Source organism: Martelella mangrovi (genome assembly GCF_040545495.1).
GTDB classification, from domain to species: Bacteria; Pseudomonadota; Alphaproteobacteria; order Rhizobiales; family Rhizobiaceae; genus Martelella; species Martelella mangrovi.
The window spans coordinates 113462-134909 of sequence record NZ_JBEPLY010000013.1 but is presented as its reverse complement, the minus strand read 5'-3'; the positions used below and the strand labels follow the sequence as shown (position 1 = coordinate 134909).

At 61.6% G+C, this 21448-nt stretch carries 22 protein-coding genes; 12 read left to right on the top strand and 10 right to left on the bottom strand.

Annotated features, from left to right (window positions below; all coding sequences use genetic code 11):
- Nucleotides 1-13 precede the first annotated feature (13 nt).
- Together ABID12_RS16985 and ABID12_RS16980 are read left to right on the top strand one after the other, a co-directional pair.
- A complete protein-coding gene (locus ABID12_RS16985) occupies nucleotides 14-2503 on the top strand; it encodes a TIGR02302 family protein (protein WP_354435285.1) in 2490 nt (829 codons plus the stop codon).
- A gap of 92 nt (nucleotides 2504-2595) precedes the next feature.
- A complete protein-coding gene (locus ABID12_RS16980) occupies nucleotides 2596-3351 on the top strand; it encodes an SDR family NAD(P)-dependent oxidoreductase (protein ID WP_354435283.1) in 756 nt (251 codons plus the stop codon).
- Between the two features lie 278 nt (nucleotides 3352-3629).
- Here ABID12_RS16980 and ABID12_RS16975 read toward each other — a convergent pair whose 3' ends face one another.
- Both ABID12_RS16975 and hpt read right to left on the bottom strand, forming a co-directional pair.
- Complete coding sequence (locus ABID12_RS16975) at nucleotides 3630-3989, bottom strand: response regulator (protein ID WP_106307964.1); 360 nt, start codon at nucleotides 3987-3989, stop codon at nucleotides 3630-3632.
- A 163-nt stretch (nucleotides 3990-4152) separates the two neighbouring features.
- Complete coding sequence (gene hpt, locus ABID12_RS16970) at nucleotides 4153-4695, bottom strand: hypoxanthine phosphoribosyltransferase (protein ID WP_354435281.1); 543 nt, start codon at nucleotides 4693-4695, stop codon at nucleotides 4153-4155.
- 258 nt (nucleotides 4696-4953) lie between these two features.
- Between hpt and ftsE the strand changes: the two genes are divergently transcribed.
- The 4 genes from ftsE (at nucleotide 4954) to ABID12_RS16950 (ending at nucleotide 8701) form a co-directional block, all read left to right on the top strand.
- A complete protein-coding gene (gene ftsE / locus ABID12_RS16965) occupies nucleotides 4954-5613 on the top strand; it encodes a cell division ATP-binding protein FtsE (protein WP_106307961.1) in 660 nt (219 codons plus the stop codon).
- Nucleotides 5614-6166: 553 nt separating this feature from the next.
- On the top strand, nucleotides 6167-7048 hold the full coding sequence (locus ABID12_RS16960) for a cell division protein FtsX (protein ID WP_354435325.1): 882 nt from the start codon (nucleotides 6167-6169) through the stop codon (nucleotides 7046-7048).
- Nucleotides 7049-7218: 170 nt separating this feature from the next.
- The gene (locus tag ABID12_RS16955; protein WP_354435279.1) at nucleotides 7219-7905 is read left to right on the top strand and encodes a YdcF family protein; all 687 of its coding nucleotides are present in this window, start codon (nucleotides 7219-7221) and stop codon (nucleotides 7903-7905) included.
- A 4-nt stretch (nucleotides 7906-7909) separates the two neighbouring features.
- On the top strand, nucleotides 7910-8701 hold the full coding sequence (locus ABID12_RS16950; protein ID WP_354435278.1) for a lysophospholipid acyltransferase family protein: 792 nt from the start codon (nucleotides 7910-7912) through the stop codon (nucleotides 8699-8701).
- A gap of 15 nt (nucleotides 8702-8716) precedes the next feature.
- Here ABID12_RS16950 and ABID12_RS16945 read toward each other — a convergent pair whose 3' ends face one another.
- Nucleotides 8717-9268, bottom strand: coding sequence for a gamma-glutamylcyclotransferase (locus ABID12_RS16945; protein WP_354435276.1), 552 nt, complete (start codon nucleotides 9266-9268; stop codon nucleotides 8717-8719).
- Between the two features lie 49 nt (nucleotides 9269-9317).
- On the opposite strand from ABID12_RS16945, the gene ABID12_RS16940 reads away from it, so the two are divergent.
- Nucleotides 9318-10313: a DUF2125 domain-containing protein gene (locus ABID12_RS16940; protein ID WP_319518051.1), complete on the top strand. Its 996-nt coding sequence runs from the start codon at nucleotides 9318-9320 to the stop codon at nucleotides 10311-10313.
- Between the two features lie 18 nt (nucleotides 10314-10331).
- On the opposite strand, the gene ABID12_RS16935 is transcribed toward ABID12_RS16940, so the two are convergent.
- The 3 genes from ABID12_RS16935 to ABID12_RS16925 form a co-directional block, all read right to left on the bottom strand.
- Nucleotides 10332-11261 carry a prephenate/arogenate dehydrogenase family protein gene (locus tag ABID12_RS16935; protein ID WP_354435274.1) on the bottom strand — a complete coding sequence of 310 codons (930 nt, stop codon included), beginning with the start codon at nucleotides 11259-11261 and terminating at the stop codon, nucleotides 10332-10334.
- Nucleotides 11258-12367 (bottom strand): histidinol-phosphate transaminase, encoded by a 1110-nt coding sequence (gene hisC, locus ABID12_RS16930; RefSeq protein WP_354435273.1) that lies wholly within the window; start codon nucleotides 12365-12367, stop codon nucleotides 11258-11260. Before hisC ends, ABID12_RS16935 begins: the two co-directional genes overlap by 4 nt.
- A 102-nt stretch (nucleotides 12368-12469) precedes the next feature.
- Entirely contained in the window at nucleotides 12470-13234 is a 765-nt protein-coding gene (locus ABID12_RS16925) for a class I SAM-dependent methyltransferase (protein WP_354435271.1), read from the bottom strand.
- An 86-nt stretch (nucleotides 13235-13320) separates the two neighbouring features.
- On the opposite strand from ABID12_RS16925, the gene gloB reads away from it, so the two are divergent.
- Both gloB and ABID12_RS16915 read left to right on the top strand, forming a co-directional pair.
- Nucleotides 13321-14091 carry a hydroxyacylglutathione hydrolase gene (gloB, locus tag ABID12_RS16920; RefSeq protein ID WP_319518047.1) on the top strand — a complete coding sequence of 257 codons (771 nt, stop codon included), beginning with the start codon at nucleotides 13321-13323 and terminating at the stop codon, nucleotides 14089-14091.
- A complete protein-coding gene (locus ABID12_RS16915) occupies nucleotides 14091-14534 on the top strand; it encodes a cupin domain-containing protein (protein WP_435528250.1) in 444 nt (147 codons plus the stop codon). Before gloB ends, ABID12_RS16915 begins: the two co-directional genes overlap by 1 nt.
- Here the strand turns inward: ABID12_RS16915 and yddG are convergent.
- Nucleotides 14531-15397, bottom strand: a complete 867-nt coding sequence (gene yddG / locus ABID12_RS16910) for an aromatic amino acid exporter YddG (RefSeq protein WP_354435270.1) — start codon at nucleotides 15395-15397, stop codon at nucleotides 14531-14533. The two genes, ABID12_RS16915 and yddG, sit on opposite strands and share 4 nt — an antisense overlap.
- Before the next feature lie 24 nt (nucleotides 15398-15421).
- Entirely contained in the window at nucleotides 15422-16198 is a 777-nt protein-coding gene (locus tag ABID12_RS16905; RefSeq protein ID WP_354435268.1) for a DUF3108 domain-containing protein, read from the bottom strand.
- 233 nt (nucleotides 16199-16431) lie between these two features.
- Here ABID12_RS16905 and rpmB point away from each other — a divergent pair, with 233 nt between their 5' ends.
- Together rpmB and ABID12_RS16895 are read left to right on the top strand one after the other, a co-directional pair.
- Nucleotides 16432-16728 (top strand): 50S ribosomal protein L28, encoded by a 297-nt coding sequence (gene rpmB / locus ABID12_RS16900; RefSeq protein ID WP_106307561.1) that lies wholly within the window; start codon nucleotides 16432-16434, stop codon nucleotides 16726-16728.
- A 97-nt stretch (nucleotides 16729-16825) separates the two neighbouring features.
- Nucleotides 16826-17461, top strand: coding sequence for a VUT family protein (locus tag ABID12_RS16895; protein WP_354435266.1), 636 nt, complete (start codon nucleotides 16826-16828; stop codon nucleotides 17459-17461).
- A 231-nt stretch (nucleotides 17462-17692) separates the two neighbouring features.
- On the opposite strand, the gene ABID12_RS16890 is transcribed toward ABID12_RS16895, so the two are convergent.
- Nucleotides 17693-19135 carry a mannitol dehydrogenase family protein gene (locus ABID12_RS16890; protein ID WP_354435265.1) on the bottom strand — a complete coding sequence of 481 codons (1443 nt, stop codon included), beginning with the start codon at nucleotides 19133-19135 and terminating at the stop codon, nucleotides 17693-17695.
- A gap of 191 nt (nucleotides 19136-19326) precedes the next feature.
- On the opposite strand from ABID12_RS16890, the gene amyA reads away from it, so the two are divergent.
- Complete coding sequence (amyA, locus tag ABID12_RS16885; RefSeq protein ID WP_354435263.1) at nucleotides 19327-20814, top strand: alpha-amylase; 1488 nt, start codon at nucleotides 19327-19329, stop codon at nucleotides 20812-20814.
- A gap of 45 nt (nucleotides 20815-20859) precedes the next feature.
- Here amyA and ABID12_RS16880 read toward each other — a convergent pair whose 3' ends face one another.
- Nucleotides 20860-21402 (bottom strand): VOC family protein, encoded by a 543-nt coding sequence (locus ABID12_RS16880; RefSeq protein WP_354435262.1) that lies wholly within the window; start codon nucleotides 21400-21402, stop codon nucleotides 20860-20862.
- Nucleotides 21403-21448: the final 46 nt, after the last annotated feature.

Sequence of the window (21448 nt, the reverse complement as noted above, 5' to 3'; positions counted from 1 at the left end):
AGGCGACGCACTGATGCGGCGTATCGCCCGCAAGTGCGCTGTTGCCCGCTTCAATCTTGCTGTCGAACGGCTGTTGCCGGGGCTGCTCTGGCCCGCCTGCTTTGTGGCGCTTTATCTCGCGCTGTCATGGCTCGGCCTGTTTCATGCCGTGCCGTTTGCGCTCAGGATCGCTCTTCTTCTGCTGTTGGCCGGTGGTTTCGTTGCCGGTTTCTGGCCGTTGCGCCGTTTCAGAAACCCCACGCGCGCCGAGGCCGAACGGCGGCTTGAGGGCGAGAATGGGCTCGCGCATCAGGTGATTTCGGTTGCCGGCGACAGGCCCGCGCGCGAAACGCCCGAGGCCATGGCGCTCTGGCAGGCGCATCAGCGGCGCATGGCCGAAAAACTCGGCGCCATCGACAGCGGGCTTGCCCATCCCGACCTTTCCTCCGTTGATCCGTATGGTTTGCGCGCCGTTCCCGCGCTTCTTCTGTTTGTGGCGTTCTTCTATGCAGGCGCGACGGGGTCCGGCAGGCTTGCCGATGCCTTCCTGCCGCCGGCGGAGGAGGAGGGCGCGCCCGTGCTGGCATTGCGGTTCGATGCCTGGATTTCGCCGCCGCCCTATACCCGCAAGGCCCCGGTCTATCTTCAGGCCGAAGGTGCCGATCAGATCGACGCAATCCCCGAAGGCTCCATGCTGACGGTCCGTCTTTCGGGCGAGGGGGCCGATGCGCCGATATCCTTCACGCCGGATGAGGCGGATCAGGCGCAGGCGCCGGACGAGGCCGAAGACGGCGAACTGATGCGCAGCGCGAGTTTCACGCTTTCTGCAAGCGGCGTGCTGGATGCGGCCGGCCGGCAATGGGCGATCGGCGTCGTGCCGGATGCAATGCCGGTGATCGCCTTCAAGGGAGAGCCGAAAGCAGCGGCAAACGGCGCGCTAGAACTCGAATACACCGTTTCCGACGATTACGGGGTAACGGCCGCCCGTGCCGAAATCGCTCCGGCGGGTGATGTCGATGAGGACGCCAAAACGCTTTATCCGCAGCCGGAATTTCCGCTGAACATGCCATCGCGTTCCAGCGAGGATCATTCCGCCTTTACCAGTCGCAACCTGACCGAACACCCGCTTTCCGGCAAGCCGGTCACGATCACGCTGATTGCGGAAGATGCGGCCGGCCATGTTGCCCGTAGCGCGCCGTTTGAAACGGTGCTGCCCGCGCGCCCGTTCTACAATCTGCTCGCCGGCTCCGTTGCCGAACAGCGGCAGATTTTCGCGCTCGACACCCGCGCCATGCCAGAGGCGCTGCAATACAGCGCCGCAATCACGCTGCGTCCGGAAGAAACCATCCCCGATCTCACACAATACCTGCTGATCAAGTCGGCGCAGACGCGCATGCTTCTGGCCCGTGACGAGGAAAGTTACCGCGATACCGCGGATTACCTCTGGGAGATTGCGACCGGCATCGAGGACGGCGAATTGTCGGAGGCCGAGCGGCGGCTGCGCGAGGCACAGGATGCGCTGAGCGAAGCCCTGCGCGACGGCGCATCCGATGCTGAAATTGCTCAGCTGATGGAAGAACTGCGCCAGGCGATGCAGGAATACCTCTCGGAAATGGCCGAGCGGATGCAGCCGTCCGACATGCAGCAGGGCCAGCAGCAGGCATTGCGCCAGCGCGATCTCGACAACCTGCTCAACCAGCTGGAAAACCTTGCCCGGTCCGGCGACCGGGCTGCCGCCCAGCAGCTTTTGTCGGAACTGCAGCGGATGATGAACAACATCCAGCCGCCGTCGTCCATGGCACAACAGGGCGAGCAGCAGAATTCCGAAATGCGCGAACAGGTCGACAGGCTCGGTGAGTTGATCCAGGAACAGCAGCGGCTGATGAACGAGACCTTCGAACTCGACCAGCAACTGCGCGACCGTGAGCAATGGGGCGATCCGCCGCCTGACCAGAACGGCGAACAACAGGGCGAAAATGGCGGTGAGCGTTCGCCGCAGGAGATGACGGCGGAGGAATTGCGCGAGGCGCTGCGTCAGCTTCAGGAACAGCAACAGGCACTGTCGGAACAGCTGGGTGAAATGCAGCAGAAGCTGTCCGAACTCGGCATGCCGCCGGCCGAAGGCTTCGACCGCGCTGGCGAGGCGATGGATGGTGCCGCCGAATCGCTTGGCGAGGGCGAAGGCTCGGGCGCGCTCGAGGGCCAGGGCAATGCGCTGGAAGCGCTGCGCCAGGGCGCCCAGCAGATGATGAATGCGATGATGGCGCAAGGCCAGGGGCAGGGCCAGCAGGGGCCGAACGGCCAGACCGGCTGGGGCAGCCACACCGGCCGCGATCCGCTCGGCCGCAATCCCGGCGCTGACGGGTTTGATTTCGGCAATGATGTTCAGGTGCCGGATGAGTTTACCGTCGAGCGCGCCCGCGAAATCCTCGACGCCATCCGCGAACGCCTCAATGAACAGGCCCCGCTGCCCTCCGAACCGCCCTATCTGGAGCGGTTGCTGGAGCCCCGGTCACAGAACTGATTTTCTGTCGATATGCCTTTAAAAAGCGGGCCTTCGTGGCTACCTCATTTGTAGGCGCCCATATGGGCGCTTCGGTATTGAGGAGTATCGTTATGTCCAGGAGATTTGAAAACAAGACCATCATCGTAACCGGGGGCGCATCCGGCATTGGCGAAGCCTGCGTACACCTTCTGGCGGGCGAGGGCGCCAATGTGGTTGTCGCGGACCTTAACGAGGACCATGCGCTAAAAAACGTCGCCGACGTCGAGAAATCCGGCGGCAAGGCCGCGGCTTTCGCCGTGGACGTCGGTGATGCCGGGGCCGTGGAAGCGATGGTGCGTTTCGCGGTGGATCGCTATGGCGGCCTTTACGGCGCGGTCAACAATGCCGGCATCGGCGGCCCCTCGGAGCCGATCGGCGATTACGATATCGAGGCGTGGCACAAGGTGCTCGATGTTGACCTGCATGCGGTGTTCTACTGCATGAAGTATGAGCTTGCCGCCATCGAGGCATCTGGTGGCGGCTCGATCGTCAACATGTCATCGATTCTCGGAACCAAAGGTTTTTCGACGGCCCCCGCCTATGTCGCGTCGAAACATGCTGTGATCGGGATGACGAAGTCTGCGGCACTCGAATATTCCAAACGCGGCATCCGTATCAATGCGGTCGGCCCCGGCTTTATCCGTACCCCGCTGCTTGACGACAATCTGGAGCCTGACGAGATCGAAGGTCTGGTTGCTCTGCACCCGATCGGGAGACTTGGCAAGCCGGATGAAGTCGCCAGCCTCACGGCCTTCCTGCTGTCGGAAGACGCCTCCTTCGTCACCGGCAGCTACCATCTGGTGGATGGCGGTTACGCCGCGCAGTAAAACGAGCGGATGGAACGAGAAGGTCGTCGTCCTTTTTTTAGGGCTGCGGCTCGGACTGCGTCAAAGCCGGAGGCAGGCAGATTGAAACCCGCCACCGTCCCCCCACAAAGGTGTCATGCTCGGGCTTGACCCGAGCATCCATTTTGCTCAAGCCCTTGAGTATGAAGAGTTTTCGTGAATTCGGGTCGTGTGGCCCTGGATCCTCGGGTCAAGCCCGAGGATGCCCCGGAGGCAGAAGACAGGTTCATCGACAAACAGGCTGCCGGCTCTGATGATGCTCAGGCTGCCAGCGCCCGGGCCACGGCCTTGCGGATATCCGGCAGGGCGAAAGGCTTGGGCACGACATCGACGATCTTTTCCATCAGGTCGTCGGCGCGTTCGCGTTGTTCGGCAAAGCCGGTCATCAGCAGGATCTTCATGCCCGGATGGGTGCTGGCTGCCTGATGGGCCAGCGCAATGCCATCCATGATCGGCATGCGCACGTCGGAGAGCAGCAGGTCGTAGTCACTTGCAGACAACAACTCCAGCCCTTCCGCGCCATCGCCGGCCTCGACCGTTTCATGGCCGTCGAGCCTGAGCGCGCGGGCGACAAATGCCCTCAGAGATTCTTCGTCTTCCGTGATCAAAATCCTCGCCATGGCGCTGTCCAGTTCTTTCTGTCTTGTCATAACCCTGTTGGCATGCCCATTGTTCCGGGCTTTGTTGCCATAGAGATCACCAGAACTTTCCTAGCGAGAAGTAAACATCGAAAAATGGCGATTTATGTAGTTAACAAGGTATGTTACCGCGATTTAATCTTGGTTAAGCATCACCGGTAATAATGCCGACAAAGGGAAGCTCGCGGAAGGCATAGGCGACATCCATGCCATAGCCGACGACAAAGCGGTCCGGGCAGTGGAAACCGGCGTAATCGGCTTCCAGAACCTCTTCGCGCTTGTTCTGCTTGTCGAGCAGGACGGCGATCGAGACATTGGCCGCACCGCGCTCCAGCATCAGGTTGCGGGCAAATCTGAGGGTCCGGCCGGATTCGAGGATATCGTCGATCAGCAGAACGTCGCGGCCCTCCACCACGCTGTCAATATCCTTGACGAGGCGAACGCCGCGGCTGACCGTGCCGGTTCCGTAGCTTGAAAGCGTCATGAACTCGACTTCGGGCGCAAGGCCGATCTTGTGCAGCGCGCGGATCAGATCCGCGGCAAAGACGAACGAGCCCTTGAGAATGGCGATGACGAGCAGGTCCTCTGCCGGTCCCTTGGCAATTTCAAGCGCCAGCTCCTCGTTGCGCTTGGCGATTTCCTCGGTGGAAAACAGGACCTCGATATTCTTTCCGCGAACGACGTGCATGGGTGCTCCTCTTGTCTGCACGCCGCCGGTTAAGTCTGCCGGGGCGCCGCTGTCATTGCCTGTCGGGAGTATCCGGTTTTAGTGGGTTTGCACGCGGGCGGCAATCGCAACACCGGAAAGCGCCTGCCACAGCCTGCATTTCTCCGTGGATAATCCCCGAACCATATGCACCTTTGCGGGTCTGTTCACCTCCTGTTATTCATAATCGCGTAAAAATGGCGCTGATCGAGAAGACGAGGCTGCCTGCTCACCATGGCATTGATCCAGTTTGAAAATGTTGGTCTCCGGTACGGAATGGGGCCGGAAGTCCTCAGGGACCTGACATTCGATGTCCCGAAACATTCCTTCCAGTTCCTCACCGGCCCGTCGGGCGCCGGCAAGACGACGCTGTTGCGGCTGATGCTGATGGCATTGCAGCCGACGCGCGGCCTTATCCGTCTGTTTGGCCGCGATGTCGCCGTCATTCCCCACAAGGAACTGCCGATGCTGCGTCGTCGCGTCGGCATCGTATTTCAGGATTTTCGCCTGCTCGACCACATGACGACCTATGAAAATGTGGCTCTGCCGCTGCGGGTGCGCGGCAAGGAGGAAGTGACCTATCGCAATGATGTGATCGAGCTGTTGAAATGGGTCGGGCTCGGTGAGCGGCTGCATGTGCGCCCGCCGGTGCTTTCCGGCGGGGAAAAGCAGCGCGCGGCAATCGCGCGCGCCCTGATCGACCAGCCGGAGGTGCTTTTGGCCGACGAGCCGACCGGCAATGTCGATCCGCCGATGGCACGGCGCATTCTCAGCCTGCTTGTCGAACTCAACCGGCTGGGCACGGCGGTGGTGATTGCGACCCACGATATCGCACTGATGGATCGTTACGCTGCACGGCGGATGATCCTGTCGGAGGGAAGGCTCGATATCTATGACTAGGCCGCCCCGCTCGATCCGCGATCCCCGTCTGGAGGAAGAGCGTCTTCAGCGCCAGCGCGAGGAAGAACGCCGCCGTGCTGAAGCGCGTGCGCGTGAGGAACGCCTGCTTGAGGCGCGGATCCTCGAGGAGCGCCGCCGCGAGGAGATCCGCGTGCACGAGACCGAAGCTGCGCGAAAACGACAGATGCAGCAGGAAGCCGCCGCCCGCCAGAAAGAGCAGGAACAGCAAAGGGCCACAGAGGCAAAGGCTGCACGGGAAAAGGCCGAAGCAGAACGCGTCGAAAGGCAGGCCAGGATGCAGCGGCCGCCAACGCCGCCAACCCCGCCTGCCGATGGCAGGCCGCCACTGCCGCGCGCCGAAGCCCGTAAAACACCCTTAGATGACAAGCCCGCGCCAACGCAACGCACGCCGCAGGCGCGCCCGGCAACAGCGAAAGCGGGCGATGCTGTGTCCGCCGCGAGACGCAACATCAAAAAGCCGCTGATCGCCGGCTCGGGAAGCCGCAAGCCGACGCCGATCGTGCCGCCCTCCAATGTTCAGTCGCGCGCACTGATGGCGGTCATCGCGATCATGGCGTTTCTGGCATGTCTGACACTTGGCGGCGTTTCCATGGTACGGGCCACGGCGGCAAGCTGGCAGGGCGGCATTTCCCGCGAGGTCACCATCCAGATCAAGCCCGCAGAGGGCCGCGACATGAACCAGGCGCTTCTCAACGCCAGGGATGTGGCGCTGCAGTTCGTCGGCACGATTGACGGACAGGTTGTGGATGAGGCGGCAACCGAAAGGCTGCTTGAACCTTGGCTTGGCACCGGTCTCGATTTCGATGAACTGCCGGTGCCGCGACTGGTGATCGTCACCATCGATGAAAACAATCCGCCGGATTTCGCGGCGATGGCCGATGCGCTGCAAAGTGTCGTGCCCGGCGCCTATCTCGACGATCACCGTGCATGGGTGGACCGGCTCTCCGCGATGGCGGATGCGACGACCACAATCGGCGCTTCGGTCATGGCACTGGTGTTCTCGGCCATGGTGCTGACCGTGGTGTTTGCCACCCGCGGCGCGCTTTCGGGCAGTCGCGATATTGTCGAGGTGCTGCATTTCGTCGGAGCCGAAGGCAGTTTCGTGGCGCGCCAGTTTCAGAACCACTTTCTCAATGTCGCGCTGAAGGGCGCGTTTCTCGGCGGCGCGCTGGCTTGCCTGTTCTTCGTGATTGCGCGGTTCTGGCAGGGGCGTTTCCTGGCAACTCCCGGCGCCGATCAGGCAACGGCGCTGTTCGGCTCGATCTCGATCGGCTGGGGCGCCTATGCGGGTATTTTGCTGACCATTGTCATCATCGCCGCGCTGACCACGCTGACCGCCCGGCTGACGGTGATCCGCACGATCCGGGAAATCGATCATATCCGCTCGGACCCGGAGCGCACAGACAGCCTGTAGACCGGTCCGATTTGCAACCTATCCGGTGTCGCCCTGCCGCCTGAATTTCAGCTATATCGTCTGTCATGTATAGAGAACCGGCGGCCGGTTGATTCGGACAGTCGCTGAAATGTTGTCCTGCCGGAAACAACCGGCAACTGCGGCTGGAAAACGGCTGGAATGGAAGGGATATGGCGGAGCGGGTGTGCAAGTCGCCTGGAACAAGCGGGCACGGGGACGGTGCGCGGAGCGGTGAGACTTCGCGTGGGTGTTTTCTGCTGCGCGCCTTGCTGGCCGCCGTTGTTGCCGTCGTCATCGCCTTTGGCGGCGGGTTCCTGTGGTTTTCGGTCAGTGTGATGACGACCAGGCCGCCTGCGCTTTACGAAACCGATGCCATTGTCGTGCTGACCGGCGGATCGCGCCGTATCGACGAGGCGCTCTTGCTTTTGGCCGAAGGTGCGGGCGAGCGTCTGCTGATCTCGGGCGTCAATCCCGCCACCACACCGGAAAGCATCCGTGTTCTGACCGGCGGCGACAGCCAGTTGTTCGAATGCTGTGTCGATGTCGGCTACGAGGCGCTGGATACCCATGGCAATGCGGTGGAAACCCGCAAATGGATCGAGGAACACGACTATCGGCGCGTGCTGGTCGTCACCAGCGCCTACCACCTGCCGCGCAGTCTGTTCGAATTGCGGCATATCGATCCGGATACGATATTCGTCGGCTATCCTGTGCAGATGGGCGAGGGCGACGGCCCTTGGTATGGCAATCTGCGTTATGTGAAGGTATTGGCGTCGGAATATCTCAAATTCATCGGGGCGCATGTGCGCGCGGTGACCGGGCTCAGGGTGCTGAGCCCCGCAGGGCAGGAAAAATAGAGACATGGGCGTTCTTCGTTCTCTTGCGTTCAATACCGCCTTTTACGTCGGCACGGCGCTCAGGATGATCGTCCAGTCGCCCTATTATTTTTCCGCCTCGCGCAAGAATGCCTATCGTGTGGTGGTTCAGGGCTGGGGCCGTTTCGTCAATCGCCAGATGCGCTTCTGGGTTGGCACCACCTTCGAGATCGAGGGGCTGGAAAATCTGCCCGACGGTCCCTGCATCATCGCGCCGAAGCATCAGTCGGCCTGGGATACGATCATGCTTTTGCCGTGGGTGCCGGATTCGGTCTTCATGCTGAAGCGCGAACTGATCCAGATGCCGCTTTTCGGCTGGTATCTGAAAAAACAACGCCAGATTGCCGTCGACCGCGCTGCAAGCGGCCGGGCCATGGCCGATGCGATCAAGCGCACCAAGGCTGAGGTCGAGACCGGGCGGCAGCTGATCATCTTTCCGGAAGGAACCCGGCGTCCGCCGGGGGCTGAACCGGATTACAAACGCGGCATTCAGCTCATCTACAGCGGACTTGCGGTTCCCGTGGTGCCGGTGGTCATGCATCCGGGGCTGTTCTGGCCGCGCGGCAATTTCCGCCGCCAGAAAGGCCATTTCAAGGTGAGGGTCCTGCCGGCCATTGCGCCGGGCAAACCGCCCAAGGCGTTTTTTGCCGAGCTTGTGGAGACCATGGAGCGGGAAAGCGACCGCCTGCTTGTGGAAACCGTTGCCGAAAACCCGCATCTCGACCTTCCAGCCGTGACGCAGGAGCGCGTTGCGGCACTGAAGTCCGGCGGGTCTTAGGACAGGGGCGGCGTTTCAGGGGCCGTCGCCGAATTTCGGGCGTGGTTGTTCATTGCGCAGCAGTCTGGCGAGTGATTCCAGTGCCGCGTCGCCGATCTGCAACTGGCGCAGATGGTCGACCGTGTTGAGAACGTAATCGCGGTTCGCGCCCGACTGGCCATGTCCGTTGCGCACCAGTTCAGCGGCGTGTTCGGGCGCCACCTTGCCCGCATATTGCGTGTGGGAATGATCGACGACATAGGCAACCGCCGGGACCGTGGAGCCGTTTTCAAGCCGGACCGGCAAAACCAGTTCGCGGTAGACCCGGGTAACAAGTTCGCGGGCGCGCAGATAATCCATCACCGCCTCTTCATCGTCGCTTTTGGCGGCGAAGGCGACGCCCTCGCAAAAACCGCCGCGGTCGAGACCGAGCACAAGGCCGGGCATTTCCGCGGTGCCGCGATGAACATGGGAATAGACGCACAGGCTGCGATGATAGCCTGAAAGGCGTGCATTCACGCGCTTGTGGTTCGGGAAACCGGGGTTCCACATCAACGAGCCGTAGCCAAATACCCAGAATTCGTCCATATGCTATGCCTGACGTCGTTTGGAACGAAGGACAGAATGGGAAGCTTTCATGGCAAGTTCAACCCGCACGCGAAAATTTCTCAAGTGGTCACTCATCGTGCTGGTCATCCTCCTGGCTGTCTATGCACTGGGCTGGTTGTTCATTGCCCGCACCGTCAAGGCCCGGATGTTCGAGCTTCTGGAAGGCCAGGACGGGCGCAATACGGTCGTGAGCTGCGAGGATATCGGTTATCAGGGCTTCCCCGCAAGGTTCGGTTTCTTCTGCGATGGTCTTCATGTCCGCGATCGTAAAACCGACGCAGTGTTCGATACGCCGCAGCTTCTGGCCGAAGCGCCGGTTTATGCGCCCTGGTCCGTGATGGCAACGGTGACCGGACCCGCCACACTCGACAACGACGCCGGCATGCTGCTGCGGACGGAATGGGAACACCTCGGCGGCAAGCTGATTTACGGACGTTCGGCGCCGCGTCTGATTTCCTACGATCTTGAGGGGCTGACGGCCCGTTTTGCCGGGCCGGCCGGTCAGCAGGGAACGCTGACGGCCGAATATGCCGAGGGGCTGGTCCGCAATGATGACGGTGATCTCGATCTTGCCCTCACGGTAACCAACGGGGTCTTGCGGCCGCAAAACGATGCCGAAGCCCTGCCGGCGGTTTCGGTCAATCTGCTCGCCACGGTTGACGACGGCGGATCGCTGCTGGCAACGAAAATCCGTCCCAGCGCCCTTCGCGGCAAGAGCGGTATTTTGAACCAGGCAACGCTTGCGATTGGCGAACAGGAATCGCATTTCGCCGTCTCCGGCCGGTTTTCCTTCGATCAGGACGGCTATCTGGACGGCCGGTTCAGCGTCGAGCTGACCGGTATCGACGGTATCTCGCAGGTTATTCAGCTGGCGTTTCCGCAGGCCGCCAATCCCGTTGCGACGGTGACCGGGCTGATCAAGTCGTTTACCGGCGGTCAGCGCACCATGTCGCTCGATGTCCGCGTTGACCATGGCCGGGCCCGGATCGGTTTCATTCCGCTCGGCCAGATCCCGCCGGTCTGACGGGGCGCAGAAGGGGGCTCAGTCCTTCTTGTCGAGCCCGTGGCGGCCGAAGTCGGGGGCGTCGACATCTTGGCCGGCTTCGATGATCGAGCGGCGGATGTCGCGGGTGCGGGTGAACAGTTCGAACAGCTTGTCGCCTTCGCCCCAGCGGATGGCGCGCTGCAGATAGGCAAGATCCTCGGAAAACCGCGCCAGCATTTCCAGAATGGCATCCCGGTTGTGCAGGCACACATCCCGCCACATGGTGGGGTCGGAGGCCGCCAGTCGGGTGAAGTCGCGAAAGCCCGAGGCCGAATATTGGATGACTTCGGATTGCGTCACCGTCTCCAGATCATCGGCGGTGCCGACGATGTTGTAGGCGATGATATGCGGCAGGTGCGAGACGATGGCCAGCACCTTGTCATGGTGTGCCGGCTCCATCCGGTCGACCGTCGAACCCAGCGCCTGCCAGAATGCGTTGAGCCTGTCGATTGCCGTTTCGTTCGTGCCCTCAAGCGGGGTCAGGATGCACCAGCGGTCGACGAACAGGCCTTCAAAGCCCGCATCCGGTCCGGAGCGTTCCGTACCGGCAATCGGGTGGCCGGGAATGAAATGCACGCCGTCGGGCACATGCGGCGCCATCTGCGCAATCACCGAGGCCTTGGTGGAGCCGACATCGGTGAGGATCGCGCCGGGCTTCAGATTGGGGGCGATCCTTTCGGCAACCGCGCCGGACGCACCGACGGGCACGGAGACGATCACCAGATCGGCGCCGCGCACGGCATCTTCGGCGGCAGCGGTGTAACGGTCGCCGAGCCCGAGTTCTTCCGCGCGCCGCAGCGTTTCCGGCGAGCGCGTCGAAACCACGATTTCGCCCGCAAGCCCCTTGGCGCGGATATCGCGGGCAAGCGAGGAACCGATCAGCCCGATGCCGATCAGGGCGATGCGTTCAAACATAAAACCGCTCATGCCGCATCCGTTTCGCTGTTTTCGGCCATGAATTCCTTCAGGGCCGCGATCACGCCGCGATTGGCCTCTTCTGTGCCGACACTCATGCGCAGCGCGTTCGGGAAACCGTAACCGGCGACGGCGCGCAGAACATAGCCGCGCGCAGAAAGGTAACGGTCGGCGTCGGCTGCGCGCGCACCGTCCCGGTCGGGAAAGTGGATCAGCACGAAATTGGTAACCGAAGGCGTGACCTTGAGACCGATTGCGGAAAATTCCCGGGTCAGGGTCTCGATCCATTCCGCGTTGAATTCGATGGCGTGCTGGGTAAAGCCGTCATCCTGAATGGCCGCGGTTGCCGCTGCAATGGCCGGGGCATTCAGATTGAACGGGCCGCGCACACGATCCAGCGCACCGACGATTTCCAGCGGGCCGTAAAGCCAGCCGACGCGCAGGGCCGCCAGTCCGTAAACCTTCGAGAATGTCCGGGTCATCACCACATTGGCGCTTTCGGCAACCAGTTCGAGACCGGCCTCATAGTCGTTGCGGCGGACATATTCGGCATAGGCGGCATCAAGCACCAGGATGACATTCTTCGGCAGGCCGGCATGCAGGCGGCGAACCTCGGAAAACGGGATATAGGTGCCGGTCGGATTTGCCGGATTGGCAATGAAGACGAGCCGCGTTTTATCGGTGACGGCGGCCAGAATGGCGTCGACATCGACCGTGGCATCCTTCTCCTTCACGGTGATCGGCGTCGCGCCGTTCGCCATGATCTGGATCTTGTAGACGAGGAAGCCGTGCTCGGTGATGATCGCCTCGTCGCCTTCGCCCAGATAGATGTGGGCGAGGAGACCGAGCAGTTCGTCCGAACCATTACCGCAGATGATGTTCTTGGTGTTGAGACCGTATTTGGCGGCAATCGCCTCGCGCAGCGCGGTCGCCTGGCCGTCGGGATAAAGCGCAAGGGTTTCGGCAAGGTTCCGCATCGCCTCGATCGCCTTCGGGCTCGGCCCGAGCGGGGTCTCGTTCGACGAAAGCTTGTGCACCTTCGCAACACCCTCCACATGGTCCTTGCCGGGGACATAGGCGGCAATCTCCATGACACCGGGGCGGGGTGTCGGCTTCATCGACTGGTCAGGCATAGAAAACCTCGAAAACAACATGTGGCCCAGACGGCCGTTTTGAACGGGAGAAGGAATAATCAGGATTGCCGGCTTTGTCGAGGGCGCTCAGGCCCCGTGCCGCCCGGTTTGATGGCGGCTGCGGGTTGTCGGCACGCCCTGCGGCGCAAGGGCGGGCACCAGCACCTTGCGCGATGCGCGGGCAGCCACCGGCAGGCCCTGATAAAGCCGCTTTTGCGCTTCGACGATGTTGACACCGGAAAAGGCCGGCCAGAAGGTGCGGCCCGAACGCTCGAAGCTGGAGCGGAATTTCAGCACGGCCCGGCTTTTCGACGGCGGGAAGAACAGCGCCTCGGCAAAGGCGCCGGGGGTGAAGTTGGTCTCGCGCAGAAGCTCGGTGATCTGGCTCTTGGAATAGGGCCGGCCATTGCCGAACGGGGTGTGTTCCAGCCGTGCCCAGACCCCGCGCCGGTTGGGTGCGACGATGACGAGGCGGCCGCCGGGGGCGAGGATGCGCCAGAGTTCGCGCATGGTCTCGCGCGGGCTTTCGGTGAATTCCAGCGCGTGGACCATCAGCACCCGGTCGATCGAGGCATCGGGCAGCGGCAGTTCGTCGTCCAGCACAAGCGCGGTTGCAGAAGCGCCCGAGGTCGGCCAGTTTATGGCGCCCTGTGCTGCCGGCATGAACGACATGACGCGCTCGGCATCGGCGCCGAAGCGGTCGAGATAGGGCAGGCAATAGCCAAGGCCCAAAAGCCGCTCGTCCGGCAGCTTCGGCCAGACCGGCGCCAGCGCCATGGCAATGGAATGGGCGGCAAGCCGTCCAAGCCGTGTGTGGTAAAAGGCGCGAAGGTCAACGATATCGGCGTTCATGAGCGAAGTTCAGACTGCCCCGGTTGGACTTGAGACCGCACAGTACTACATTGAAGCCGAATGGGTAAGCAATCGCGAGGCTTGAAATGGGTTCACTGGAAATCGCCGTCTTCATGTGCCGTTCCGACAATTACGGGGTGCTGGTGCACGACCCGGACACGAAAAAGACGGTCAGTATCGATGCCCCCGATGGCGAAAAGGTGATTGCGGAGGCCGAAAAACGCGGCTGGGTGATTACCGATGTCTTCACCACGCATCACCACAAGGACCATGTCGAGGGCAATCTTCTGCTGAAGGAACGTTATGATTGCCGGATTGTCGGGCCGGTGGAAGAGGCCGTGGTCATTCCGGGACTGGACCTTGCCGTCGGCGAGGGCGACAAGCTGGATTTTGCCGGACGCACCGTCGATGTGATCGAGACGCCGGGCCATACGGCGGGTCATGTCTGCTACCACTTCATCGATGACAACCTGCTGTTTTCCGCCGATACGCTGTTTGCCATGGGCTGCGGTCGCCTGTTCGAACGCCCTGCCTCCGACATGTGGCCGTCGCTGAAAAAGCTTCTGGCGCTGCCGGATGAAACGGAAGTCTATTTCGGTCATGAATATACGCTGACCAACGCGAAATTCGCGCTTTCGGTCGACCCGGACAATCAGGTTCTGAAGGAGCGCGCGGAAGCGGTGGCGGCGTTGCGGGACGCCGGCGATTTCACCATCCCGACCACGATTGGGCTTGAGAAGAAGACCAATCCCTTCCTCAGGGTCGCCGATCCGGCAATCCGGGCGAAGCTCGGCATGGAAGATGCGAGCGATGCCGAGGTTCTGGGTGAAATCCGCCGGTTGAAGGACAGTTTCTGATGGCGGTGCCTGCCGCAATCACCGCAGAGGCCGTGATCGATACGCTCGGGATGAAACCGCATCCCGAAGGCGGCTGGTTTGTCGAAACCTTTCGCGATATGGCAGGCGAACCGGGGCGCGGCGCTTCGACTCTGATCTATTTCCTGCTGAAGGCCGGCGAGCGCTCGCACTGGCACCGGCTGCTGACCACCGTGGAGATCTGGCACTATTATGCCGGCGCGCCGCTGAAACTGATGATCTCGGCAGATGGTAGGGCAAGCAAGACCATGACGCTCGGGCCGGATGTCATTGCCGGCGAGCGGCCGCAATGCGTCATTCCCGCCGGCCAGTGGCAGGCGGCCGAAACCACCGGCGATTTCACGCTTGTGGGCTGCACGGTCGCACCCGGTTTCGTTTTCGATGATTTCGAGCTTGCTGCACCGGACTGGACGCCCGCCGGTTAACGCTTCTTGCGGGCGATCATGTCGCGGGCGGCCAGCATGGCGCCGCCGGTGATCAGCAGGCAGGCGACGATCACCCGCCAGCCGGGCTCGCCGAACCGGGCCACCAGCAGAATGATCGTCGAAAGCAGCGGCGCGGCATAGCTTGCAGCGCCCAACACCTGGATATTGCCCTTCTTCACGCCGTAGTCCCACGCATAAAAGGCAATGCCGACCGGAAACAGGCCGAGCCCCAGGACGGCAAGCCATTGGCCGGGCGATTGCGGCCAGACCGTGGTTTCAAGCAGCAGATGGCAGAGGAGCGATAACACCGATGTCGCCAGGCAGAAGCCGGTCACCACATCGGTCGAAACCTTGGAAAAGGACCGCGAGATCAGCGAATAGCCCGACCATGTGAAGGCGCAGAGGAAGGCGGCGATGTAGCCGAGCGTGTAGTCTCCGCTGACGGTCAGCCCGCCGCCGCGCGTGATCAGCAGCGCCGTTCCGGCAAAGCCGGCCACAGCGCCTGCCACGTGGTGCAGTTTCAGCTTTTCGCCCGGCAGAAGGGCCGAGCCGACGACGATCAGCAACGGCCAGAGATAGGCGATCAGCCCGGCATCGACGGCCGGCGCGTTGCGCAGCGCGGTAAAATACAGGAAGTGGTAGCCGAACAGCCCGGTAATGCCCGCGATCCACACCTTTGCCGGCTGGCGTAGGGCATGGCGGCGTTCCGGCCGGGCAATCAGCACGGCAATGCCGGGAAGGCTGGCAATCGCAAAGGCAATCGCCGACAGCTGGAACGGCGGCACCTGGCCGGAGGCCGCGGTGAACAGGGCCAGAAACGACCACATGATGACGGCTGAAAAGCCGATCAGTGTTGCGCGCATGATGGAAAACCCGTGTGCTGGAGGTCAGACGCCGAATTTCGAGGCGTAGATCGTCAGCCGGCCGATCTTCAGCGGGATCTGCGCCGTGACCGGGGCATAGACATTGAGCTCTTCGTTGAAGGCGAACCAGACGACCAGTTCCCGGGTGTTGGCGAGATACTGGATATCGTCGTCCTTGCGCTCGTAACCGGCAATCGGGCGGAAGCGCATGGCGCAGCCGACGGCGCGTCCGGAAAAGCCCTTGGTGGAAAACGGTTTGGTGCCTGCCGGGGCCAGTTCCAGATCGAGCCGCGTCTCCCCGTCGAAGATCGCGATCTTGCCCTGGCAGGGGTTGTTTGACGGCGGCAGCAGCAGCGCCGAGATCGGGTCGATGACGCCGCGCAGATGCTTTGCCGTCACGTCGACCCAGTCATTACCGCGCGGGCCGGGATCGGGCTCGATTGTCGAGGAGACCACGCGCCTGCGGGAAAATTCCGCGCCGTAGTCGCGAGCATAATCGCCGTCACGGTAGCTCAGCTGAAACGCTTTGGTCTCCGGTCGGCCGTCCTTCCAGTCGCCCTGTGCATCGACCTTTACGGCAATGGAGGTGAAAAGATTGCCGATTCCCGCCGCCTCGATATCGGCCCGGATCCGGTAGTCGCCGTCATTCACGGTGGTGTCGAAGACAGCGTCGGCAATCTTGATCCCGGAAAAGGCGATGGTATAGACGGTCTGCTGTGTGATGTCCTCGGCCCTGGCGGCGGCCGTTCCGGCAAGAAAAACCAAAGCAATTACAATCTGATAAATGGCGGTTTTTCTCATATCGCTCTCTCGTACCCTTGATCCGGTCGTTCCTGCTCATCCGTTTATGTCTCAGGCAGGCACAAAAAAACAGCGGTAAATTTCCGCGTCCCCGTGAAAATACCCGAACTTGCCTTGACCTTTGGGCACCACGCGATTATAGAACCGCAACTTTCCAATTAGCCGCCAATTGGATCGCGGGACTAGGCCGTCCCGTTGTAAGCCGTTGGCTGAAGACGAGTATAGGTGAAATCATGTCCCGCACGTGTGAATTGACTGGTAAGGGCGTGCTGTCCGGCAACAATGTCAGCCACGCCAACAACAAGACCCGCCGCAAGTTCCTGCCGAACCTGTGCCGCGTGACGCTGATGTCCGAAGCCACGGGCCAGAGCTATCGCCTGCGCGTTTCCGCTGCCGCACTTCGCTCGGTCGAACATCGTGGTGGTCTTGACGCATTCCTGATCAAGTCCGGCGAAGGCGATCTTTCGCCGCGCGCCCGTCTGATCCGCAAGGAAATCATCAAGAAGACGGCCGAACAGGCTGCCGCCTGATCAACAGGCACTTTATCAAACTGGAAAGCCTTGCTGTTTCGCAGTAAGGCTTTCTTTATTGCTATCGCCAACTGGTGGCATCACCCAGGATAAAAAAATGCGACAGTCGCAATCTGTTATTCTTTACAGCCTGCTGATGGCAGGTGTCGTTCTCGCCTCCAACATTCTGGTTCAGTATCCGGTTCAGGGTACGGTCTACGGCATTTCGCTTGCCGACCTTCTGACCTGGGGGGCATTTACCTACCCGTTCGCCTTTCTGGTCAACGACCTGACCAACCGCCAGTTCGGCCCGACGGCCGCGCGCAAGGTGGTGATTGCAGGCTTTATCGTCGGCGTTGCCTTTTCCTTCTACGCCTCTATGCCGCGGATCGCGATTGCATCGGGCACGGCGTTTCTGGTGGGCCAGCTTCTCGACACCACGCTGTTCAACCGGCTGCGCCGCCAGAGCTGGTGGAAGGCGCCGCTTGTCGGCTCGCTGTTCGGCTCTATCCTGGATACGGTGCTGTTCTTCTCGATCAGCTTTGCCGCCGTCTTCGCCTTCATCGGCGCCAATGACGAATTCGCGCTCGGTGTCGCACCGCTCTTCGGCGTGTTCCCGTTCATGGACGTGCCGCGCTGGGTGTCCTGGGCGCTTGGCGACCTCTCGGTCAAACTGGCCTTCAGCCTGATCATGCTGCTGCCTTACGGCGCGCTGATGACCTGGCTGAGGCCGATGCGCCCGGTGAATGCGTAAGGGCCGGCGGCCCCCGTTTGGCAGTATTGCCACATTCCCTTCAGCACATCTCGTCGTCATCCCGGCCTTGAGCCGGGATCCAGGGCCATCCGACGGGCCCTTCGGTTCGATATACGTGCACCACATTCGTCTGTGAAAGTTGCTCTGCATGCCGGCGCAAGCCCGGCATGACGGAGAGAAAAAGATCCGTGTCAGCCGGAGCCAGAAAGCTTCGGCGGCAAAGCGTCCACTCTATTCCTTCAAAACAGCCCGCACCGCACCGCGCGGGCCTTTCTCCACGATATAGCGATAGGCGCCAGTGATTGCCGAGCGGAAGTCCGGTTCGCGGCGCAGTTGCTCGTCGAAGATCGCTTCATTGGAGAGGATGCGGTCGACAAGCTGGTCGCCGTCATAGTCTTTCGCTTCCGCCAGCAGTTCTTCCGAGAGCGGATCGGTCAGTTTGCCGCCTTCATCTGCCGTGACCTTGACGAAACGGATCCAGCCGGCCACCGCCAGCGCCAGAAGCGGCCAGGGATTGCTGCTTTCGACATTTTCGGCAATACCGTGGAGAAGGCGCTGCGGCAGTTTCTGGCTGGTGTCCCAGGCGATCTGCGATGTGCGGTGTTTCAGCTTCGGATTGGAAAAGCGCTGGATCAGCGCATCGGCATATTCTTCAAGGTCGACGCCTTCGATGGCCGGCAGGGTGGGGCGCTGCTCGTCGAGCATCAACTGGCGCGCGGCCTTGCGGAACACCTCGTCCTCCATGCAGGCCGACACGGTTTCAAGGCCGGAGAGGCTGCCCAGCATGGCGAGGAAGGTATGCGCGCCGTTGAGCATGCGTAGCTTCATCATCTCGAAGGGGCGGACATCATCCGTCATCATCGCGCCGCCTTCTTCGAATGGCGGGCGGGCGGTGGCGAAGTCGTCCTCGATCACCCACTGGCGGAAGGGTTCGCAGACGATGCCGTTATCGTCTTCCTTGCCGTCATTGAGGGAACGCAGCACGCCGCGGCCATAATCATCGAGCGCCGGAACCACACGGTCGACCATGGTCGAGGGGAAGGAAACGTTGGCGTCGATCCAGTCTGCAAGCTTCGTGTCGCGCTGATGGGCATAGGAAAGCACCGCCGCGCGGGCAAGCTTGCCATTGTCCGGCTGGTTGTCGCACGACAGCACCGTCAGCCCGTCGCGTCCGGCCTCCCGGCGTCGGCTCAGGCCCTCGACGATCACGCCGATGGCCGTGCCGGGTTCTTCCGGATTTGCCAGGTCGGCGATGATCCCCTTGTTTTCAAGATCGAGATGACCGTTTCTGACGCAGTAGCCTTTTTCGGTGATGGTGAGGCTGATGATCGCCATTGGCTCGGACGCGATCAGGTCGAGCAGCGTGTCGATGCCGTCGCGTTTGGGGTGACAGGTGCCGACGACCACGCCTATCTGCCGCGCGGTCACGGTTTCGGCGTCCATTTCGGCAATCAGATAGCTGTGCCCGGCCTCATCCAGCGCCGTCAGTTCTTCCGCCCCGGAATTCAGCCGCACGGCAACCACGCCGAAATCGCCGTCGGCCTTGTTCATGCCCTCCTGCAGATAAACCATCGGGTGGGCGCGGGCGAAACCGCCGAAACCGATATGCAAGATGCGCGGGCGAAGGGCCGCCGTGTCGAATTGCGGATTGGCGCGGATGATTGTCTCTTGCATCGGTTGTTCCTTCTGATCGCCGGTGATCGCCGCGGGGAGGGTATCGTTGCGGCGGGTGACACCCGTCAAGTCTTGTTTGCATAAATCCGCCGCCGGCGCAAAGGCGCTTGAGTTCACAATCGCGCCGTGGGAAGGAACTTTAGGATCAGGCGGCCGTTTCCCGTCGGATCACGACAATCTGCGAGGGCGCCATGGCCGGCCGTGTACTGCTTCAGTTTTTTCACTGGTACTACCCGGCGGGCGGAACGCTCTGGGACGAGGTCGCGGGCAAGGCCGCGGAACTGGCCGAAATGGGTATTACCGACCTCTGGCTGCCGCCGGCCTACAAGGGCGCTGCCGGCGGTTATTCGGTCGGCTACGACACCTATGACCTTTTCGACCTCGGCGAGTTCGACCAGAAGGGAACCGTGCCCACCAAATACGGCGACCGCGGTGCGCTGGAAAACGCCTGCAACACCCTTGCCGGCCATGGCATCGGCGCCATCCATGATGTGGTTTTCAACCACAAGATCGGCGCTGACGAGAAGGAGCAGGTGAAGGTCCGCCGCGCCGATCCGAAGGACCGCACGAAAATCGAGGACGAGGCCTTTGGCGCGCTGGCCTATACCCGTTTCACCTTTCCGGGGCGGCAGGGACAATATTCCGAATTCATCTGGACACAGAAGTGTTTCTCCGGCGTCGATCATATCGAGGAGCCGGATGAAAAGGGCGTCTTTCGCCTCGTCAACGAATATGGCGCGGGCGAGTGGAATGACGAGGTTGATGACGAAAACGGCAATTACGACTATCTCATCGGCGCCAATGTCGAACTCCGCAACCGGGCGGTCAGCGAGGAACTGAAATACTGGGGGCGCTGGTTTTCGGAGCAGATCCCGGTGGCCGGCTTCCGTCTGGATGCGGCCAAACACATCCCCGCATGGTTCTTCCGCGACTGGATCGCCCACATGCGCGAAACCGTGAAGGCGGATATGTTCGTCGTTGCCGAGTACTGGCATCCCGAAATCGATGCGCTGAAGGCCTATCTGGAACTGGTGGACCGGCAACTGATGCTGTTCGATGTCGGTCTGCATTACCGCTTCCATGATGCCGCGGCGGCAGGCAGCGCATTCGACATGCGCACGATCTTCGACGGCACGCTGGTTGCCGCGGTGCCGGACCATGCCGTCACGCTGGTGGCCAATCACGATACCCAGCCGCTGCAATCGCTGGAGGCGGTCGTCGAGCCGTGGTTCAAGCCGCTGGCCTATGCGCTGATCCTGATGCGCGAACAGGGCGTGCCCAGCGTCTTCTATGCCGACCTTTACGGCACGCAGTACCGCGACAAGGGAAGCGACGGCGAGGAATACGATATCGACATGCCGAAGATCGAATGCCTGCCGGCCCTGATCCGGGCGCGGCAGCGCTTCGCCAATGGCGCCGAGACGATCCTTTTTGACGACCCGCACTGTCTGGCGGTCATCCGTCATGGCACGCAGGCGGCTTCAGGTTCCGTCACCGTGCTGACCAATGGCGAGGAGACGGCAAAGGCGGTCGACCTTGGCTCAGGCCATGCAAATGCGCGTTTTTGCGATTTTCTCGGTCATCGCACCGACATGGTCGTCACGGATGATGACGGCCGCGCCGCGTTTCCGGTAAACGGCGGCAGTGTCTGCGTGTGGGTGCGTGAGGACAGCCTCTGACGATTTTCGCCGGCAATTGCTCCGGCGGTGCGGCCCCTGCGGAGATCAGCCGCGCGGCAGTGTGCGAAAGGCTTTTTTGGTGGAGCCGGTATTCCATTCGGGATGGTCCTTTTCCGCCTCTTTCCAGGCCCGCATGGTGCGCAGATAGGCGCCGGGTGTGGTGATTTTCGGGATATGCGCCAGTTCCCAGTGAATGCCGTTGATGGGATCGTCGAAGAAGACGCCGTAATAACCCGGCGCATAGACCGGGTATTCGGCGGGTGTCTCGGTGACGGGCACCGAATTCCAGACCAGAAACTCGGTGTGGAACCGGTCGATCTCTTTGCGGTTTTTCGCCCACAGCGCGATATGGTGAATGCCGGTTGCCCGCGCCTCGTGATCGAGCTTGCCGCCGGTTCTGGCAGGTTGAAAACCGATATAGCTGTGGGGGAAGGGGAACCGGGTCATGTAATAGGTCGAGTGATAGCCGATATCCATGGTCCAGAAGCTCTTGTAGCCGAGCCAGCCGAACATCTGGTCGTAAAACGCGATCGACTTCTCATAGTTGATCACCGAAAACTCAACATGATTGACACCCCGCCAGCGCATCGGTCATCTCCTTTTTTAACATCGACGGTGGCAAGGCCGTCGTTTT

Bases quoted from the DNA above. Each gene is read 5' to 3' on its own strand.
- ABID12_RS16905 (WP_354435268.1), bottom strand. From the start codon at position 16,198: ATGAGAAAAACCGCCATTTATCAGATTGTAATTGCTTTGGTTTTTCTT.
- gloB (WP_319518047.1), top strand. From the start codon at position 13,321: ATGGGTTCACTGGAAATCGCCGTCTTCATGTGCCGTTCCGACAATTAC.
- ABID12_RS16895 (WP_354435266.1), top strand. From the start codon at position 16,826: ATGCGACAGTCGCAATCTGTTATTCTTTACAGCCTGCTGATGGCAGGT.
- hpt (WP_354435281.1), bottom strand. From the start codon at position 4,695: ATGCACGTCGTTCGCGGAAAGAATATCGAGGTCCTGTTTTCCACCGAG.
- ABID12_RS16940 (WP_319518051.1), top strand. From the start codon at position 9,318: ATGGCAAGTTCAACCCGCACGCGAAAATTTCTCAAGTGGTCACTCATC.
- ABID12_RS16955 (WP_354435279.1), top strand. From the start codon at position 7,219: ATGGCGGAGCGGGTGTGCAAGTCGCCTGGAACAAGCGGGCACGGGGAC.
- ABID12_RS16975 (WP_106307964.1), bottom strand. From the start codon at position 3,989: ATGGCGAGGATTTTGATCACGGAAGACGAAGAATCTCTGAGGGCATTT.
- ABID12_RS16925 (WP_354435271.1), bottom strand. From the start codon at position 13,234: ATGAACGCCGATATCGTTGACCTTCGCGCCTTTTACCACACACGGCTT.
- ABID12_RS16915 (WP_435528250.1), top strand. From the start codon at position 14,091: ATGGCGGTGCCTGCCGCAATCACCGCAGAGGCCGTGATCGATACGCTC.
- ABID12_RS16945 (WP_354435276.1), bottom strand. From the start codon at position 9,268: ATGGACGAATTCTGGGTATTTGGCTACGGCTCGTTGATGTGGAACCCC.
- rpmB (WP_106307561.1), top strand. From the start codon at position 16,432: ATGTCCCGCACGTGTGAATTGACTGGTAAGGGCGTGCTGTCCGGCAAC.
- ABID12_RS16960 (WP_354435325.1), top strand. From the start codon at position 6,167: ATGGCGGTCATCGCGATCATGGCGTTTCTGGCATGTCTGACACTTGGC.
- ABID12_RS16890 (WP_354435265.1), bottom strand. From the start codon at position 19,135: ATGCAAGAGACAATCATCCGCGCCAATCCGCAATTCGACACGGCGGCC.
- ABID12_RS16950 (WP_354435278.1), top strand. From the start codon at position 7,910: ATGGGCGTTCTTCGTTCTCTTGCGTTCAATACCGCCTTTTACGTCGGC.
- ABID12_RS16880 (WP_354435262.1), bottom strand. From the start codon at position 21,402: ATGCGCTGGCGGGGTGTCAATCATGTTGAGTTTTCGGTGATCAACTAT.
- hisC (WP_354435273.1), bottom strand. From the start codon at position 12,367: ATGAAGCCGACACCCCGCCCCGGTGTCATGGAGATTGCCGCCTATGTC.
- yddG (WP_354435270.1), bottom strand. From the start codon at position 15,397: ATGCGCGCAACACTGATCGGCTTTTCAGCCGTCATCATGTGGTCGTTT.
- amyA (WP_354435263.1), top strand. From the start codon at position 19,327: ATGGCCGGCCGTGTACTGCTTCAGTTTTTTCACTGGTACTACCCGGCG.
- ABID12_RS16980 (WP_354435283.1), top strand. From the start codon at position 2,596: ATGTCCAGGAGATTTGAAAACAAGACCATCATCGTAACCGGGGGCGCA.
- ABID12_RS16985 (WP_354435285.1), top strand. From the start codon at position 14: ATGCGGCGTATCGCCCGCAAGTGCGCTGTTGCCCGCTTCAATCTTGCT.
- ABID12_RS16935 (WP_354435274.1), bottom strand. From the start codon at position 11,261: ATGAGCGGTTTTATGTTTGAACGCATCGCCCTGATCGGCATCGGGCTG.